The 16,097-nt window shown below is 41.3% G+C and carries 10 protein-coding genes, 15 tRNA genes and 3 rRNA genes; 3 read left to right on the top strand and 25 right to left on the bottom strand.

Annotated elements, in window-relative coordinates:
* Positions 1–45: 45 nt before the first annotated feature.
* The 22 genes from ACHZEU_RS17355 to ACHZEU_RS17250 all read right to left on the bottom strand — a co-directional run bounded on the left by ACHZEU_RS17355 (position 46) and on the right by ACHZEU_RS17250 (position 10,836).
* Positions 46–1,761: an asparagine synthase-related protein gene (locus ACHZEU_RS17355; RefSeq protein WP_404803587.1), complete on the bottom strand. Its 1,716-nt coding sequence runs from the start codon at positions 1,759–1,761 to the stop codon at positions 46–48.
* An 8-nt stretch (positions 1,762–1,769) separates the two neighbouring features.
* A complete protein-coding gene (locus ACHZEU_RS17350) occupies positions 1,770–2,192 on the bottom strand; it encodes a lasso peptide biosynthesis B2 protein (RefSeq protein ID WP_227744937.1) in 423 nt (140 codons plus the stop codon).
* Positions 2,185–2,445, bottom strand: a complete 261-nt coding sequence (locus ACHZEU_RS17345; RefSeq protein WP_131521047.1) for a PqqD family protein — start codon at positions 2,443–2,445, stop codon at positions 2,185–2,187. The genes ACHZEU_RS17350 and ACHZEU_RS17345 overlap by 8 nt, the downstream gene beginning before the upstream one ends.
* Before the next feature lie 892 nt (positions 2,446–3,337).
* Positions 3,338–3,418, bottom strand: a tRNA-Leu gene (locus ACHZEU_RS17340).
* Between the two features lie 47 nt (positions 3,419–3,465).
* Positions 3,466–3,539: transfer RNA gene (locus ACHZEU_RS17335), tRNA-Cys, on the bottom strand.
* 8 nt (positions 3,540–3,547) lie between these two features.
* Positions 3,548–3,622 (bottom strand) — tRNA-Gly (locus ACHZEU_RS17330).
* A gap of 5 nt (positions 3,623–3,627) precedes the next feature.
* Positions 3,628–3,702 (bottom strand) — tRNA-Gln (locus tag ACHZEU_RS17325).
* 4 nt (positions 3,703–3,706) lie between these two features.
* Positions 3,707–3,782, bottom strand: a tRNA-His gene (locus ACHZEU_RS17320).
* 12 nt (positions 3,783–3,794) lie between these two features.
* Positions 3,795–3,868, bottom strand: a tRNA-Trp gene (locus ACHZEU_RS17315).
* Between the two features lie 13 nt (positions 3,869–3,881).
* Positions 3,882–3,965, bottom strand: a tRNA-Tyr gene (locus ACHZEU_RS17310).
* Between the two features lie 9 nt (positions 3,966–3,974).
* Positions 3,975–4,050 (bottom strand) — tRNA-Thr (locus tag ACHZEU_RS17305).
* 12 nt (positions 4,051–4,062) lie between these two features.
* Positions 4,063–4,135 (bottom strand) — tRNA-Phe (locus tag ACHZEU_RS17300).
* A 15-nt stretch (positions 4,136–4,150) separates the two neighbouring features.
* Positions 4,151–4,226, bottom strand: a tRNA-Asp gene (locus ACHZEU_RS17295).
* A 3-nt stretch (positions 4,227–4,229) separates the two neighbouring features.
* A tRNA-Met gene (locus tag ACHZEU_RS17290) sits at positions 4,230–4,304 on the bottom strand.
* Between the two features lie 26 nt (positions 4,305–4,330).
* Positions 4,331–4,406, bottom strand: a tRNA-Val gene (locus ACHZEU_RS17285).
* A gap of 15 nt (positions 4,407–4,421) precedes the next feature.
* Positions 4,422–4,496 (bottom strand) — tRNA-Glu (locus ACHZEU_RS17280).
* 24 nt (positions 4,497–4,520) lie between these two features.
* Positions 4,521–4,612 (bottom strand) — tRNA-Ser (locus ACHZEU_RS17275).
* 5 nt (positions 4,613–4,617) lie between these two features.
* A tRNA-Asn gene (locus tag ACHZEU_RS17270) sits at positions 4,618–4,694 on the bottom strand.
* A gap of 16 nt (positions 4,695–4,710) precedes the next feature.
* Positions 4,711–4,826: ribosomal RNA gene (gene rrf, locus ACHZEU_RS17265) — 5S ribosomal RNA — on the bottom strand.
* A gap of 112 nt (positions 4,827–4,938) precedes the next feature.
* Positions 4,939–7,866: ribosomal RNA gene (locus ACHZEU_RS17260) — 23S ribosomal RNA — on the bottom strand.
* Between the two features lie 181 nt (positions 7,867–8,047).
* Positions 8,048–9,599: ribosomal RNA gene (locus tag ACHZEU_RS17255) — 16S ribosomal RNA — on the bottom strand.
* Together the 16S, 23S and 5S rRNA genes with 15 tRNA genes alongside form the textbook arrangement of a ribosomal RNA operon.
* 349 nt (positions 9,600–9,948) lie before the next feature.
* Positions 9,949–10,836, bottom strand: coding sequence for a nucleotidyltransferase-like protein (locus ACHZEU_RS17250; protein ID WP_016994017.1), 888 nt, complete (start codon positions 10,834–10,836; stop codon positions 9,949–9,951).
* 149 nt (positions 10,837–10,985) lie between these two features.
* Here ACHZEU_RS17250 and ACHZEU_RS17245 point away from each other — a divergent pair, with 149 nt between their 5' ends.
* A complete protein-coding gene (locus ACHZEU_RS17245; protein ID WP_048394737.1) occupies positions 10,986–11,336 on the top strand; it encodes a YgzB family protein in 351 nt (116 codons plus the stop codon).
* Positions 11,337–11,358: 22 nt separating this feature from the next.
* Here the strand turns inward: ACHZEU_RS17245 and perR are convergent, their stop codons facing one another.
* The 3 genes from perR to bcp all read right to left on the bottom strand — a co-directional run bounded on the left by perR (position 11,359) and on the right by bcp (position 13,341).
* Complete coding sequence (gene perR / locus ACHZEU_RS17240) at positions 11,359–11,802, bottom strand: peroxide-responsive transcriptional repressor PerR (protein ID WP_004230508.1); 444 nt, start codon at positions 11,800–11,802, stop codon at positions 11,359–11,361.
* Positions 11,803–11,923: 121 nt separating this feature from the next.
* The gene (locus ACHZEU_RS17235; RefSeq protein WP_048394740.1) at positions 11,924–12,868 is read right to left on the bottom strand and encodes a D-2-hydroxyacid dehydrogenase; all 945 of its coding nucleotides are present in this window, start codon (positions 12,866–12,868) and stop codon (positions 11,924–11,926) included.
* Positions 12,865–13,341, bottom strand: a complete 477-nt coding sequence (gene bcp, locus ACHZEU_RS17230) for a thioredoxin-dependent thiol peroxidase (protein ID WP_048394742.1) — start codon at positions 13,339–13,341, stop codon at positions 12,865–12,867. The genes ACHZEU_RS17235 and bcp overlap by 4 nt, the downstream gene beginning before the upstream one ends.
* 129 nt (positions 13,342–13,470) lie before the next feature.
* Here bcp and ACHZEU_RS17225 point away from each other — a divergent pair, with 129 nt between their 5' ends.
* Together ACHZEU_RS17225 and ACHZEU_RS17220 are read left to right on the top strand one after the other, a co-directional pair.
* Positions 13,471–14,757 (top strand): glutamate-1-semialdehyde 2,1-aminomutase, encoded by a 1,287-nt coding sequence (locus ACHZEU_RS17225; RefSeq protein ID WP_259420330.1) that lies wholly within the window; start codon positions 13,471–13,473, stop codon positions 14,755–14,757.
* A gap of 135 nt (positions 14,758–14,892) precedes the next feature.
* On the top strand, positions 14,893–15,981 hold the full coding sequence (locus ACHZEU_RS17220; RefSeq protein ID WP_279496182.1) for an aromatic acid exporter family protein: 1,089 nt from the start codon (positions 14,893–14,895) through the stop codon (positions 15,979–15,981).
* Positions 15,982–16,097: the final 116 nt, after the last annotated feature.

Below are 16,097 nucleotides of genomic sequence, written 5' to 3'. Positions count from 1 at the left end.
GCACAATACACCTACACTAACAGCCTCCTTATTAATATTGATTCATTACACTTCTTGCATAATCCATACTTCAATGGAGAACAGTAATAAAAAAGCCTCATCTATCAACAAACCATTTCTCCACTTATATAAATTTTCTTCCCAAAACTTTTCGGAACAAAGACCTAACTTTGAGACAACTAAAGGTGACTTTACATTAGAATAAATTGAATTCCAATTTTTCCTTATACTCTTTAATGTATGAGCAATGTGTGATGTTTTATTTATACGCAGTCGAATACTGTCAGGTAACTTATTTTTCTGAGAGTCTCTTAAAATTTTTTTCGTGTAGAAAGGATCAAAGAGAATATGACTAGGGATTTTAATCATAAAAGAAATTAACTCCCTATCTAAAAAAGGATGTTTTATATCCGCACCATAAAAGCCACCTATCGCCCTATCCATATAATGATTGGCTTTTGCATTTAACATTTGATGCAATAAATTTCTAGCATGATTCCGTTTATTTTTAGTTGTTCTACTAAAAGGATGTGGTTGAATGATGTACTCACGTAATCCTTTAAAAGCAGACATATTTGTATACATACAATATTTAGTTAAATCGCCGAACATATCCTTTATTTTTCCTTCTCTAACGTAATCTCTTAATAAATACGGCGGATTCGTTAAAAGTTGGTCACCACCATAACCTGTTAGGATACTATATGTATTATTGTTCACACTTGACTCTATTAAGGGAGAAATAAATTCACATGTAGGAGCAGTAGCATACGGTTCGTCAAAACGTAATATATTATTCCGAAGATCTTCATACATCAATACTGAATCATAATTTAGAAAAGTACCTTTAGAATTATATTGTTCTAATAATTCCGTTATATATGCACTTTCATCGCATTCCTTTAATTCATCAAAAACAACGCTTACCGAATTAATTTCTCCGTATCTATGCCCCAATCGTTTTGACACATTAAAAATAGTAGTTGAGTCTAAGCCACCGCTTAATAACACCGTATTTCGCTCGCTTTTCCGTACTCTCCTCAAAACTGCTTTGTTCAAAATACTTTCGAATTCTTCAATTAACGCTTCCCGATTTATAGTTGTCTCCTTCATCATCCATTTATCAGAAAATAATTCATCATAATTCACATAGTTTATTAGGTTAATTTCCTTATTTTCATAAACAAACATATTCCCACTCGGTAAACGCAAGATCTCTTTATATGGCGTTAAATAGGAATCAACAATTCCTTTTGCATTTAGATATTCTTGAAAGTAAACACCGTTCAACTCAGGTGTATTTAGATAACTTTTCAATAGAAAGATATCGCTCGCAACTACTAATTTTGTATCGGTTTTTAAATAAAAGAGCCTTTTTACCCCCAAGGTATCTCTACAGGCCATTAATGTTAAATTCTTTTTATCAAATAGAACAAATGAAAACTCGCCATCTAAACGCTTCACAAAATCCAAACCAAATGTGTTATAAAGGGAAATTAAATTAGTGAGTAATTCTTGCTCAGTCCAATCAACATTTTCATATACACCATGATTCAAAATATTGTATATCACAATGTCTCCCACTATTAACACATCATTATTTTCAAAAAACACATATGGGGTCGTATTTTGAGCATATGCTGCTTTCAAAACAAAGTTCTGTGAGGATGTGTTGAAATAATTTACTTTTGATTTACTGTTGATCTTAAGATGTCCATTTTTATCCACTTCTCCCTCCGAATTATCCATAAATTCAAACACATACCAATTCACCTAAGTTCAACTCCCTTCATATACGAGTTTGAATCTATAATCACTTTCAACGAATCAAGATTTTCCATTTCTTCAAATAGATTGTGGCCCTGATATTGAATCCAGGCATGTGCCTCTAAGGGAAATTTTTTTATCCCTATTACCATGTTTACTGGTATACCATACTTAGATTGAAGTATCTTATAACCAATTAACGTTTTGTGTATACAATCTGCTTTCCTAGGATACCAACAGCAAACTTGGTCTAAAAGAATAAACCACTCCAAAATCTCTTCAGAATTCTCCTCAGTAAAAATCTCTTTAGAACCCTCTATAGTATATTTTTTTATATAGCGTCTAAAGACTTCATCAAAACCTTTTCTCCGTATTTGGAAATCTAAAAATATTAATTCTTTGTATAAATATAAAATATTATACAAATTTAATTAAACCTCCTTTTGACAACGAATTTAAAAATCCATCTAAATCCTTTTGAATAATTAAAATATCTTCATTTGTCCTTTTAGCTATTAATTTGGAAATATCAGAGACTATTGGTGTTTTATCAAACTCTTCCCAAATAAATGAACTAAATTTATCTAGTGCGTAAATTTGATTCGTATAAATATTAATAATTAGATATTCATCCTCTTCTTTATAGGAAAGAAGATACTTTGATTTTTTTACACGCATCCCTTTTACCACTTCCTCCTCTTTTACATTGTGAACAATCCTTTAATACTGTTCCTGTATTACTACTATACACAGTCATAAGCTCTAACAGTCTCTTTACTCTTATCATCTTCTTTCTTCCACATAACCGTATTTTTTCTACTTACTCCATTACGTTTATGATTATATAAATGTAGTGGAGTAAAATGACAACTCTTGTGCTATCGATTACATCCACATCAAGTCCATCACTCAACACATATATAAAAACTGCACCTTCTAGTTGATTGTTAACTTTCAATCAACTAGAAGATGCAACTCGTAGGGTTTTATTGGTCCATGAAAGATCTTAAAAATAGAAATCTAAAAATCAATGTATAAAAGAAAATATTCTCTCTCCACCAAAGTTCAAAAAATTATTGATGTTGAAACAGATGTCTTTGTCTTTTACCTAAAATCTATAGGATAAACCTATTCTTTTCAGGCGTCTAAAATGGCACAACCTTTATAGAAAAATATTGTAAAGATATTTATTACCCTCTAAAGCCCTGTAAAATTTGTAAAACAAATTTACCTGTTTTACATAAACATAACTGCTTAGTCTATCATAGCGAACGTTCTGACACACAATGTTTTATCACATAAAAAAACAAGAATGCTAATATAAACATTCTTGTTTTAATTATGTTTCTAATGATTCCTTTGGAGATTCAAACCCATGAGTAACTTCTATGTTAAAACTCATACTATTCTCTTCCAATGAATTTTCTATACTTTTTTTATTCTCGTTGACCTTTTCTTCAAAAAGAATCCTTCTCTTTCTAAACCTGTTGCAATTCCCCTAATATAAAAAGCTCATAAACCCTGTTATATCAAGATTTATGAGCTTTCTTAATTTTTATTAATTTGATGATACCGGTGGTCGGGGTCGAACCGACACTCCAAAGGAACACGATTTTGAGTCGTGCGCGTCTGCCAATTCCGCCACACCGGCATAATGGAGATAAAAAAAATCGGATAAACCGATTAACAGTTAAAATATGGAGGCGGCAACCGGATTTGAACCGGTGATAAGGGTGTTGCAGACCCGTGCCTTACCACTTGGCTATGCCGCCGTCATACATGGAGCGGAAGACGAGGTTCGAACTCGCGACCCCCACCTTGGCAAGGTGGTGTTCTACCACTGAACTACTTCCGCAAAAATGGCTGGGGTACTAGGATTCGAACCTAGGCATGACGGAATCAAAATCCGTTGCCTTACCGCTTGGCTATACCCCAACAATGGGGCGACTGATGGGAATCGAACCCACGAATGCCGGAACCACAATCCGGTGCGTTAACCACTTCGCCACAATCGCCATAAAATTAATTGGCAGGGGCAGTAGGAATCGAACCCACACCAAAGGTTTTGGAGACCTCTATTCTACCGTTGAACTATGCCCCTAAAATAATAAAACTGGTGGAGGGGGACGGATTCGAACCGCCGAACCCTAAGGAGCGGATTTACAGTCCGCCGCGTTTAGCCACTTCGCTACCCCTCCGGGAATATCTGGTGCCGGCTATAGGAATCGAACCCACGACCTACTGATTACAAGTCAGTTGCTCTACCTGCTGAGCTAAACCGGCAAAAAAATAAGATGGGTCAGGACGGAATCGAACCGCCGACACTTAGAGCTTCAATCTAATGCTCTACCAACTGAGCTACTGACCCATATTTTAAAATAAATGGCGGTCCCGACCGGGATCGAACCGGCGATCTCCTGCGTGACAGGCAGGCATGTTAACCGCTACACCACGGGACCATTTGGTTGCGGGGGCTGGATTTGAACCAACGACCTTCGGGTTATGAGCCCGACGAGCTACCACTGCTCCACCCCGCGATAATACTATAATATTGTTAAAATAATGGTGGAGGATGACGGGCTCGAACCGCCGACCCTCTGCTTGTAAGGCAGATGCTCTCCCAGCTGAGCTAATCCTCCATCTGGGTATTGAATTGGTGACCCCTACGGGATTCGAACCCGTGTTACCGCCGTGAAAGGGCGGTGTCTTAACCACTTGACCAAGGGGCCATCGTTTGGAACACATCAAAGTGCTGGCGGAGAGTAAGGGATTTGAACCCTTGAGACAGTGTTAACCGCCTACACGATTTCCAATCGTGCTCCTTCGGCCACTCGGACAACTCTCCAAGAATGGCTCCGAAGGCAGGACTCGAACCTGCGACAACCTGATTAACAGTCAGGTGCTACTACCAACTGAGCTACTTCGGAATAATTTTAGTATATAGCCTAGCGACGTCCTACTCTCACAGGGGGAAGCCCCCAACTACCATCGGCGCTAAAGAGCTTAACTTCCGTGTTCGGTATGGGAACGGGTGTGACCTCTTTGCCATCATCACTAGACTATTTGAAAGACAATACTTATTATAACATATCTTATAAAAATTACAAGTATATTCTAATATTTTATTCTTTCAAAACTGGATAAACGGTGCATTGAATGTTTCAAACTTTTTTGGTTAAGTCCTCGATCGATTAGTATTCGTCAGCTCCATGTGTCACCACACTTCCACCTCGAACCTATCTACCTCATCGTCTTTGAGGGATCTTACTTACTTGCGTAATGGGAAATCTCATCTTGAGGGGGGCTTCATGCTTAGATGCTTTCAGCACTTATCCCGTCCACACATAGCTACCCAGCGATGCCTTTGGCAAGACAACTGGTACACCAGCGGTGTGTCCATCCCGGTCCTCTCGTACTAAGGACAGCTCCTCTCAAATTTCCTACGCCCACGACGGATAGGGACCGAACTGTCTCACGACGTTCTGAACCCAGCTCGCGTACCGCTTTAATGGGCGAACAGCCCAACCCTTGGGACCGACTACAGCCCCAGGATGCGATGAGCCGACATCGAGGTGCCAAACCTCCCCGTCGATGTGGACTCTTGGGGGAGATAAGCCTGTTATCCCCGGGGTAGCTTTTATCCGTTGAGCGATGGCCCTTCCATGCGGAACCACCGGATCACTAAGCCCGTCTTTCGACCCTGCTCGACTTGTAGGTCTCGCAGTCAAGCTCCCTTGTGCCTTTACACTCTACGAATGATTTCCAACCATTCTGAGGGAACCTTTGGGCGCCTCCGTTACCTTTTAGGAGGCGACCGCCCCAGTCAAACTGTCCGCCTGACACTGTCTCCTGCCCCGCTAAGGGGCATGGGTTAGAATTTCAATACAACCAGGGTAGTATCCCACCGACGCCTCCTTCGAAGCTGGCGCTCCGAGATCTCTGGCTCCTACCTATCCTGTACAAGTTGTACCAAAATTCAATATCAGGCTACAGTAAAGCTCCACGGGGTCTTTCCGTCCTGTCGCGGGTAACCTGCATCTTCACAGGTACTATAATTTCACCGAGTCTCTCGTTGAGACAGTGCCCAGATCGTTACGCCTTTCGTGCGGGTCGGAACTTACCCGACAAGGAATTTCGCTACCTTAGGACCGTTATAGTTACGGCCGCCGTTTACTGGGGCTTCAATTCGCAGCTTCGCTTGCGCTAACCACTCCTCTTAACCTTCCAGCACCGGGCAGGCGTCAGCCCCTATACGTCACCTTACGGTTTTGCAGAGACCTGTGTTTTTGCTAAACAGTCGCCTGGGCCTATTCACTGCGGCTCTCATGCGCTTGCACGCTCAAGAGCACCCCTTCTCCCGAAGTTACGGGGTCATTTTGCCGAGTTCCTTAACGAGAGTTCTCTCGCACACCTTAGGATTCTCTCCTCGACTACCTGTGTCGGTTTGCGGTACGGGCACCTCTCACCTCGATAGAGGCTTTTCTTGGCAGTGTGAAATCAGGAACTTCGTCCATACGGACTCGCCATCACAGCTCAACGTTACAGTGTGCGGATTTGCCTACACACACGCCTTACTGCTTGGACGCGCACAACCAACGGCGCGCTTACCCTATCCTACTGCGTCCCCCCATTTCTCAAACGGTGAGGAGGTGGTACAGGAATATCAACCTGTTGTCCATCGCCTACGCCTATCGGCCTCGGCTTAGGTCCCGACTAACCCTGAGCGGACGAGCCTTCCTCAGGAAACCTTAGTCATACGGTGGACGGGATTCTCACCCGTCTTTCGCTACTCATACCGGCATTCTCACTTCTAAGCGCTCCACCAGTCCTTCCGATCTGACTTCAACGCACTTAGAACGCTCTCCTACCACTGACATCGTAGATGTCAATCCACAGCTTCGGTGAATCGTTTAGCCCCGATACATTTTCGGCGCAGCGTCACTCGACCAGTGAGCTATTACGCACTCTTTAAATGATGGCTGCTTCTAAGCCAACATCCTGGTTGTCTGTGCAACGCCACATCCTTTTCCACTTAACGATTACTTTGGGACCTTAGCTGGTGGTCTGGGCTGTTTCCCTTTTGACTACGGATCTTATCACTCGCAGTCTGACTCCCGTGTATAAATATCTGGCATTCGGAGTTTGTCTGAATTCGGTAAACCGGGATGGCCCCCTAGTCCAAACAGTGCTCTACCTCCAGTATTCTCATCACGAGGCTAGCCCTAAAGCTATTTCGGAGAGAACCAGCTATCTCCAAGTTCGATTGGAATTTCTCCGCTACCCACACCTCATCCCCGCACTTTTCAACGTGCGTGGGTTCGGGCCTCCAGTAAGTGTTACCTCACCTTCACCCTGGACATGGGTAGATCACCTGGTTTCGGGTCTACGACCACGTACTATTTCGCCCTATTCAGACTCGCTTTCGCTGCGGCTCCGCCTTCTAAAGCTTAACCTCGCACGTAATCGTAACTCGCCGGTTCATTCTACAAAAGGCACGCTATCACCCATTAACGGGCTCTAACTACTTGTAGGCACACGGTTTCAGGATCTCTTTCACTCCCCTTCCGGGGTGCTTTTCACCTTTCCCTCACGGTACTGGTTCACTATCGGTCACTAGGTAGTATTTAGCCTTGGGAGATGGTCCTCCCGGATTCCGACGGAATTTCACGTGTTCCGCCGTACTCAGGATCCACTCAGGAGAGAACGAACTTTCGACTACAGGGCTTTTACCTGCTCTGGCGGACCTTTCCAAGTCGCTTCATCTAACTCGCTCTTTTGTAACTCCGTATAGAGTGTCCTACAACCCCAAGAGGCAAGCCTCTTGGTTTGGGCTCTTCCCGTTTCGCTCGCCGCTACTCAGGGAATCGATTTTTCTTTCTCTTCCTCCAGGTACTTAGATGTTTCAGTTCCCTGGGTCTGCCTTCAAGACGCTATGTATTCACGTCAAGATACTACGCGATTAAACGTAGTGGGTTCCCCCATTCGGAAATCTCCGGATCAAAGCTCACTTACAGCTCCCCGAAGCATATCGGTGTTAGTGCCGTCCTTCTTCGGCTCCTAGTGCCAAGGCATTCGCCGTGCGCCCTTAATAACTTAACCAAGTTATTAAGCCTATAAAAAACTTAAAAAAATAAATGTGTTTGTTACAATTTCAATGTCGTTTTATCCAGTTTTCAAAGAACAAGTTTTGAAGTGTTTCATTCAGAAGAATGAACCTTCAAAACTGAACGCAAAACGTAATCTTACAAACCTAAGGTTTGTATTCCGAAATAATCCTTAGAAAGGAGGTGATCCAGCCGCACCTTCCGATACGGCTACCTTGTTACGACTTCACCCCAATCATCTATCCCACCTTCGGCGGCTGGCTCCAAAAGGTTACCTCACCGACTTCGGGTGTTACAAACTCTCGTGGTGTGACGGGCGGTGTGTACAAGGCCCGGGAACGTATTCACCGCGGCATGCTGATCCGCGATTACTAGCGATTCCGGCTTCATGTAGGCGAGTTGCAGCCTACAATCCGAACTGAGAACGACTTTATCGGATTAGCTCCCTCTCGCGAGTTGGCAACCGTTTGTATCGTCCATTGTAGCACGTGTGTAGCCCAGGTCATAAGGGGCATGATGATTTGACGTCATCCCCACCTTCCTCCGGTTTGTCACCGGCAGTCACCTTAGAGTGCCCAACTAAATGATGGCAACTAAGATCAAGGGTTGCGCTCGTTGCGGGACTTAACCCAACATCTCACGACACGAGCTGACGACAACCATGCACCACCTGTCACCGTTGCCCCCGAAGGGGAAACTATATCTCTACAGTGGTCAACGGGATGTCAAGACCTGGTAAGGTTCTTCGCGTTGCTTCGAATTAAACCACATGCTCCACCGCTTGTGCGGGCCCCCGTCAATTCCTTTGAGTTTCAGTCTTGCGACCGTACTCCCCAGGCGGAGTGCTTAATGCGTTAGCTGCAGCACTAAGGGGCGGAAACCCCCTAACACTTAGCACTCATCGTTTACGGCGTGGACTACCAGGGTATCTAATCCTGTTTGCTCCCCACGCTTTCGCGCCTCAGCGTCAGTTACAGACCAGAAAGTCGCCTTCGCCACTGGTGTTCCTCCAAATCTCTACGCATTTCACCGCTACACTTGGAATTCCACTTTCCTCTTCTGCACTCAAGTCCCCCAGTTTCCAATGACCCTCCACGGTTGAGCCGTGGGCTTTCACATCAGACTTAAAGGACCGCCTGCGCGCGCTTTACGCCCAATAATTCCGGACAACGCTTGCCACCTACGTATTACCGCGGCTGCTGGCACGTAGTTAGCCGTGGCTTTCTAATAAGGTACCGTCAAGGTACAGCCAGTTACTACTGTACTTGTTCTTCCCTTACAACAGAGTTTTACGATCCGAAAACCTTCTTCACTCACGCGGCGTTGCTCCATCAGGCTTTCGCCCATTGTGGAAGATTCCCTACTGCTGCCTCCCGTAGGAGTCTGGGCCGTGTCTCAGTCCCAGTGTGGCCGATCACCCTCTCAGGTCGGCTACGCATCGTCGCCTTGGTGAGCCGTTACCTCACCAACTAGCTAATGCGCCGCGGGCCCATCCTATAGCGACAGCCGAAACCGTCTTTCAGTCTTTCACCATGAAGCAAAAGAGATTATTCGGTATTAGCCCCGGTTTCCCGGAGTTATCCCAAACTATAGGGTAGGTTGCCCACGTGTTACTCACCCGTCCGCCGCTAACGTCAAAGGAGCAAGCTCCTTTTCTGTTCGCTCGACTTGCATGTATTAGGCACGCCGCCAGCGTTCGTCCTGAGCCAGGATCAAACTCTCCATAAAAGAAATTTGATTAGCTCAAATTGTTTTGCTGGCATCATGTTTGATGTCCAAAATTTTTGTTTTGTTCACTAACCGAAGCTAGCTACTTAAAACTTTATTGATTACGTTTTGCTTGTTCAGTTTTCAAGGTTCATTATTTAAGTCGTTTTTCAGCGACTTCTTTATATTAACATCTCATTCAAAACATGTCAACAACTTTTTTAAAAAAGTTTTTTGTGTTTTTCTGAGTTATTCGTTTATGTCTTAGCGACAATTAATATAATACAATACTAAGATATTATTCGTCAACTACTTTTCTAAAAAAATATCGAGGTATTTTTTAGATACCTCGATTACAAGCATACTACAGTCATTGCCCCATTTCTAGAGCATCTTTATTTACCTTGTAATGACGGTGAAATATCCTATCATTTTTCGCTGCAATGGGTTCAATTTGAATATAGCCTTTATCCACTAGATACTCAACAAACACTTCTAAATCCACTGAGTAGTTAACAAGTTCATGATGATCATGTAATTCCTGAATAGTCCACATTTCTTTTGTTTGCATGACTTCTAATATATGCTGTGCCCCATCTCGTGTACGAGAGTGGATTAAAAACTCACTTGCTAAAAACAATAATTCTAAGCGCTTTTCTATTGGCTCATTACTTGTCACTAGCTCTTCATACAGCTTATAGATGGCTGGCTCGATTTTTTTCACCTGTGCCCAAACAGTTACTTCAGGATACAGGCCACTATCGATAATAGATAGGCGGCCTAGATGATGTAGCGAATCCACAACATGATTATAAGCATCTAAGTAACTTCCTTTATCAAAGTATTCTTTCCCCTCCAAATAGCGACGAATTAACTTTGAAAATTGAATACCTGTTTTAATTTTACGACCACTATACGGAAATTCCTGCAATTCTATTTTTAGTTTATGCAGAAATTCATTCCGATCAAATAATACTCTACCGAAGAATATCCAATCAACAACCTTTCTATTTGAACCGATGAGTAACCATTTTCGAATTAATTTCTCCGTAACAGTATGTAGAGCGATTTTATTTCCTTCATATAAGTAATGTTTTGAAAAGACTGGTTGCTCTGCTTCTTTTACGATAATGAGTAAAACCGTATCAAATGTATCTGTAACGTTACTTTGTTCTTCACGCTTTTCCACTAAAATTACGCCTAATGTATTCGACTGACTCGCACGTTCTTGATATATCGGACGCAGTACTTGCTCCATGTTCAGCCCTCCTTTATTCATATAGGTTGTTTTGTTCCGTTAAAAATTCGACATACTCTAAAAGTATTCCTTCTTTCATTCAGTTCAAAGCTAAAATACTTTGCCCTTATATGTTATAGTAGATTTTAGATTGGGAGGCAAGATGAAATATGAAACCTTATAAAAGTAAAATTAATAAAATTCGTTCATTCGCATTAGCACTAATCTTTTTTGGTTTTATTGTCATGTACGGAGGCATTTTCTTTAAAAACAGCCCGATATTAGTTTTAATTTTCATGTCACTAGGTGTTCTTTGTATTATCGGTAGCACAGTTGTATATGCGTGGATCGGATTACTGTCAACAAGAGCTATTCAAGTAGAGTGTCCTAATTGCCATAAACATACAAAGGTTTTAGGCCGAGTAGATATGTGCATGTACTGCAATGAGCCATTAACACTTGATCCTACTCTAGAAGGTAAAGAGTTCGATCAATCCTATAATAAAACAAAAAAATCCTAGCCCTTTTTAAGAGCTAGGATTTTTATTGTACTTTAGCAGTAGCAACTTTACATGATGGACAAGTGCCGTATATCTCTAAGCGATGCGAATGCACATCAAAGCCTGTTACCTGTGATGCAAAATGCTCTATTTCGTCGAGTCCAGGATAATGGAAATCGACGATCTTACCACAGCATTCACAAATCATATGGTAATGATCGTTTGTCACGAAATCAAAGCGACTTGAAGCATCCCCGTAAGTTAGCTCTTTCACAAGACCTACTTCACGAAATACACGCAGGTTGTTATAAACAGTCGCTACACTCATATTAGGGAACTTACCCTCAAGAGCTTTATAAATTTCATCGGCAGTAGGATGTGCCATTGATTGAATTAGATATTCCAAAATAGCATGACGCTGAGGAGTAATACGTACACCAGTTGTTTTCAACGTGTCCAGTGCATCTTGTAAATGCGTTGCAGACATCGTCATGCACCTCTTCCATAAGTATTATTAATTTATAATTGTTATAAATAGTGTATCCAATTCGTACTACTTCGTCAACAATCACACATTGCTTATCCTCAATAAATCAATGGTTTTTTCCTTAATATCCTCTTGATAAATCCATAACATTTTCTAAATCCGTGTCACCCTTTAGCCATTTTGTTAGGCTTGGCTTGAAAATTTCTAAGCTACGCTCAACATAACGAGAAGAATGACTGGATACATGAGGTGATACTATAACATTTGGTAATGTCCATAATGGATTGTCGGATGTCAGAGGCTCCTCTTCAAATACATCTAAAACTGCGTGTCCTATTTGCTTTCTTTCAATCGCTTGAATGAGTACGTTTTCATCAACTAAATTACCTCGACCAAAATTCATGAAGATCGCATTGTTTTTCATCGCAACAAAATGCTCTTCTTTTAATAAATGGGTCGTTTCTGTTGTTTTTGGTAATACAGAAATAACGATATCTGCAAGAGGTAGTGCTTCTTTCAAATTGGTAAAACTAATCATCGTATTCATATAGGCCGCTTCTTTACCAGAGCGGTTACACCCAATTGTTGTAACACCAAAAGCTTGCAATAAACGCCCAACTTCCGAACCAATGGCACCTGGCCCCAAAATAAGTGCCGTACTATCTCGTAATTCCGTTTGTTGTGTTTTTTTCGACCATTCATTTTTCTTTTGCTGCTCATACATCCAAGGCAAAGCTCGTTTAATGGCTAAAATATGAGCAAGAATCGATTCAGCCATAGGCGTTTTATGAATGCCACGAACATTTGAAACTAGAATCCTGCGTTCAATAATAGCCTGAGCTGGCATTTTTTCTATACCTGCCGATGCAACAAAAATCCATTTTAGCTTTGTAGCAGATTGAATACTCTCTTCTGTTAAATCTTCACCATATGTAACTAATACATCCGCTTGTTGAAGCTCTTCATTTGATATGCTCTTTTCAAAGATAAATTCAAGCTGTGGAAATTCTGCTACTAATGGTTCTCGTAAATCTGGTCTAGGTTCAAATGTAAAATAGATTCTCATTGTTTTGCCTCCTGTTCTGCTAAATAAGCATATACTTCTTCAATATGATTTTTCACTCGAACTTTGCGCCAAGCTTTTACAAGCTTCCCCTCAGCATCAATTAAAAACGTTGAACGCTCTATGCCCATATATTCACGTCCATACATTTTCTTTAAAACCCATACATCATAAGCTTCAGCAATAGCATGGTCCTCATCCACTAATAATGAAAATGGCAAACCATGCTTATCAATAAATTTTGTATGCTTGCTTGCGTTATCTGGGCTAACACCCAGAACAACAGCATTTAAATGACTGAAGTCCTCAAACTTATCGCGAAAATCACATGCCTCCGTCGTGCAGCCTGGTGTCATATCCTTTGGGTAAAAGTATAAAATAACATTTTTTCCTTTAAAATCAGCTAAATGCACCATCTCGCCCTTTTCGTTCAATAGAGAAAAATCCGGCGCTTTTTGTCCTTCTAGTAATGTCATACAATCTCCTCCTCTGTAGGTCCTATTTTACTCTAAGTAACAAATCAAGTCATATCTCTTAATTTCTTTGGATTTCTTACACCGATAGGTCTACAATAGATTACGTATAAAAAGTTAGGAGGCAATTCTATGAATCATGCAAAATCTGAAGCAATACATGAAGAGGCATTACAGCATATTGTTGGTGGTGTAAACAGCCCTTCTCGTTCATATAAAGCAGTAGGTGGCGGTTCTCCTGTAGCCATGGCGCGAGGAAAAGGCGCTTATTTTTGGGATGTAGATGGCAATCGTTATATCGACTATCTAGCAGCATATGGTCCAATCGTTACTGGTCATGGTCATCCTCATATTGCAAAGGCCATTACGCACGCAGCTGAAAATGGTACATTGTTTGGGACGCCGACTGAGTATGAAGTTACTTTCGCAAAAATGTTAAAGGAAGCCATTCCGTCGATGGATAAAGTACGTTTTAACAACTCTGGTACAGAAGCTGTTATGACAACGATTCGTGTGGCACGTGCCTATACAGGACGTACAAAAATCATGAAATTTGCTGGTTGCTACCACGGGCACTTTGATTTAGTATTAGTGGCTGCCGGATCAGGTCCAGCAACATTAGGAACACCAGATTCAGCGGGCGTGACAACTTCGACTGCTGAAGAAGTTATTACTGTACCTTTTAATAACCCTGAAGCCTTTACAGAAGCCATGGATAAATGGGGCGAGGAGATTGCAGCTATTTTAATCGAGCCAATAGTAGGAAACTTCGGTATCGTTGAACCAAAGCCAGGCTTTCTTGAATTAGTACATGCTACAGCAAAGGAAAAAGGGGCCCTAACGATTTATGATGAGGTCATCACGGCCTTCCGCTTCCACTATGGTGGCGCTCAAAATTTACTTGGCCTAACACCTGATCTAACTGCACTTGGTAAAGTTATTGGTGGTGGTTTACCAATCGGTGCTTATGGCGGACGTAAAGAGATTATGGATACTGTGGCACCCCTCGGCCCAGCATACCAAGCGGGTACGATGGCTGGAAATCCTGCATCTATGCAAGCTGGTATTGCTTGCCTAGAAGTTCTACAAACACCAGGTATATACGAGGAAATGGATAGATTAGGCGCAATTTTAGAAGAAGGTGTTTTAGCTGCTGCTAAAAAACATGGCGTAACCATCACGTTAAATCGTCTTAAAGGAGCGCTTACTATTTACTTTACAGATGTGAAGGTAGAAAACTATGAGCAAGCTGAAAGCTCTGATGGTGAAATATTTGGACGCTTCTTTAAACACATGCTTGAGCAAGGTATTAATCTAGCTCCTTCTAAATATGAAGCATGGTTCTTAACAACTGAGCATACAGAAGCAGACATTCAGGAAACAATTGAAGCAGTAGATATTGCGTTTTCTCAATTGTAATCTTGACAAGAAAAAGGCGACTTGCAAGTAGAAGTCGCCTTTTTCTTATTCATCCATGCAAATCTATGTATTTTATGAGCACTTCCTTCTATAATGTAAAGAAGCTAAAAAATATTAGACAGAAAGGACATCTTTATGAAATTAGGTGCCCGTGTATTTAAAACTGGTGTAGCTATCGTATTTGCATTATTTATTGCAGAGTTGTTAAAACTACCTTCACCTGTTTTTGCTGGAATTGCAGCTATTTTTGCTATTCAGCCTTCTATTTATCGTTCTTACCAAACCATTGTGGAGCAAGTACAAGCGAATATTATAGGTGCGACAATTGCCGTCATTTTCGGCTTGCTTTTTGGACACCATGTCGTTGCCATTGGTATAGCTGTCATAATAGCTATTGGTTTAATGTTAAAGTTTAGACTCGAAAAATCACTTTCGCTAGCGTTGGTTTCAGTTGTAGCTATTATGGAATTTCAAGGGGATGACTTTTTAACATTTAGTTTGATACGCTTTGTTACGATATTAGTTGGGGTATTAGCAGCATTTGTCGTAAATCTTGTGTTCTTACCACCTAAATACGAGGTAAAACTATTTCGCAAAATTTATATTTTACAAGATGATATTATTCGTTGGACACGACTGGCTGTACGGCAAGCTTCTGAGCATACATCCACAAAAACAGCATTAAGTAAGTTTAAAAACCGTATGCTACGAGTGGATACGCTGTATGATTTATATAAGGAAGAGCGTAATTACTTTAAAAATAAAAAATATGTCAAAGCTCGCAAACTAGTAGTCTATCGTCAAATGATTTTAACTTCCAAGAAAAGCTTGGAATTGCTACAGCGTTTGCATAATCACGAAAATGAATTAGCTCAGCTCCCTACCCAATTTCATTTAATGATTCAGGAGAGACTTGATTCCTTGCTAACGTACCATGAGCAATTGCTCTTAAAATATACAGGGAAGCTTAAGCCTGAGCATTCGGAGTGGAGTAAAAGCATTGACTATGTCCAACGTAATGAGCTGATGGAAATTTTCATCAAGCAAATCAACTTTGCTCGTGAAGAAGGCGATACGGAGTTTTCTAGCTATCACCTACTCTATATTTTATCGCGTATTTTAGATTATGAGGAAAACTTAGAACATCTTGATACACTTATTGTTTCTTACCAAAGCTATCATGGACATGAAATCAATGTAGAATTTGAAGAAGAATTCATATAGCTAACATTTTGGCGACAGATTACCTTGATTCAGTGGGATTTTGATCACCCATTGAATAAGATAAGTCTGTCGGCTTTTTTTATACAAAAAACCTCCAAGTAGTAATCTACTTAGAG

Origin of the sequence: Lysinibacillus sp. S1 (assembly GCF_044986265.1) — a bacterium.
GTDB lineage: Bacteria > Bacillota > Bacilli > Bacillales_A > Planococcaceae > Lysinibacillus > Lysinibacillus capsici.
Note: the sequence above shows the minus strand (reverse complement) of the source record. Positions and strands in the feature narration are given on the sequence as shown.

Coding starts and splice junctions, on each gene's coding strand:
- ACHZEU_RS17250 (WP_016994017.1), bottom strand. CDS start 10,836: ATGGAGCAAGTACTGCGTCCGATATATCAAGAACGTGCGAGTCAGTCG.
- bcp (WP_048394742.1), bottom strand. CDS start 13,341: ATGACATTACTAGAAGGACAAAAAGCGCCGGATTTTTCTCTATTGAAC.
- perR (WP_004230508.1), bottom strand. CDS start 11,802: ATGTCTGCAACGCATTTACAAGATGCACTGGACACGTTGAAAACAACT.
- ACHZEU_RS17245 (WP_048394737.1), top strand. CDS start 10,986: ATGAAACCTTATAAAAGTAAAATTAATAAAATTCGTTCATTCGCATTA.
- ACHZEU_RS17225 (WP_259420330.1), top strand. CDS start 13,471: ATGAATCATGCAAAATCTGAAGCAATACATGAAGAGGCATTACAGCAT.
- ACHZEU_RS17220 (WP_279496182.1), top strand. CDS start 14,893: ATGAAATTAGGTGCCCGTGTATTTAAAACTGGTGTAGCTATCGTATTT.
- ACHZEU_RS17345 (WP_131521047.1), bottom strand. CDS start 2,445: ATGCGTGTAAAAAAATCAAAGTATCTTCTTTCCTATAAAGAAGAGGAT.
- ACHZEU_RS17235 (WP_048394740.1), bottom strand. CDS start 12,868: ATGAGAATCTATTTTACATTTGAACCTAGACCAGATTTACGAGAACCA.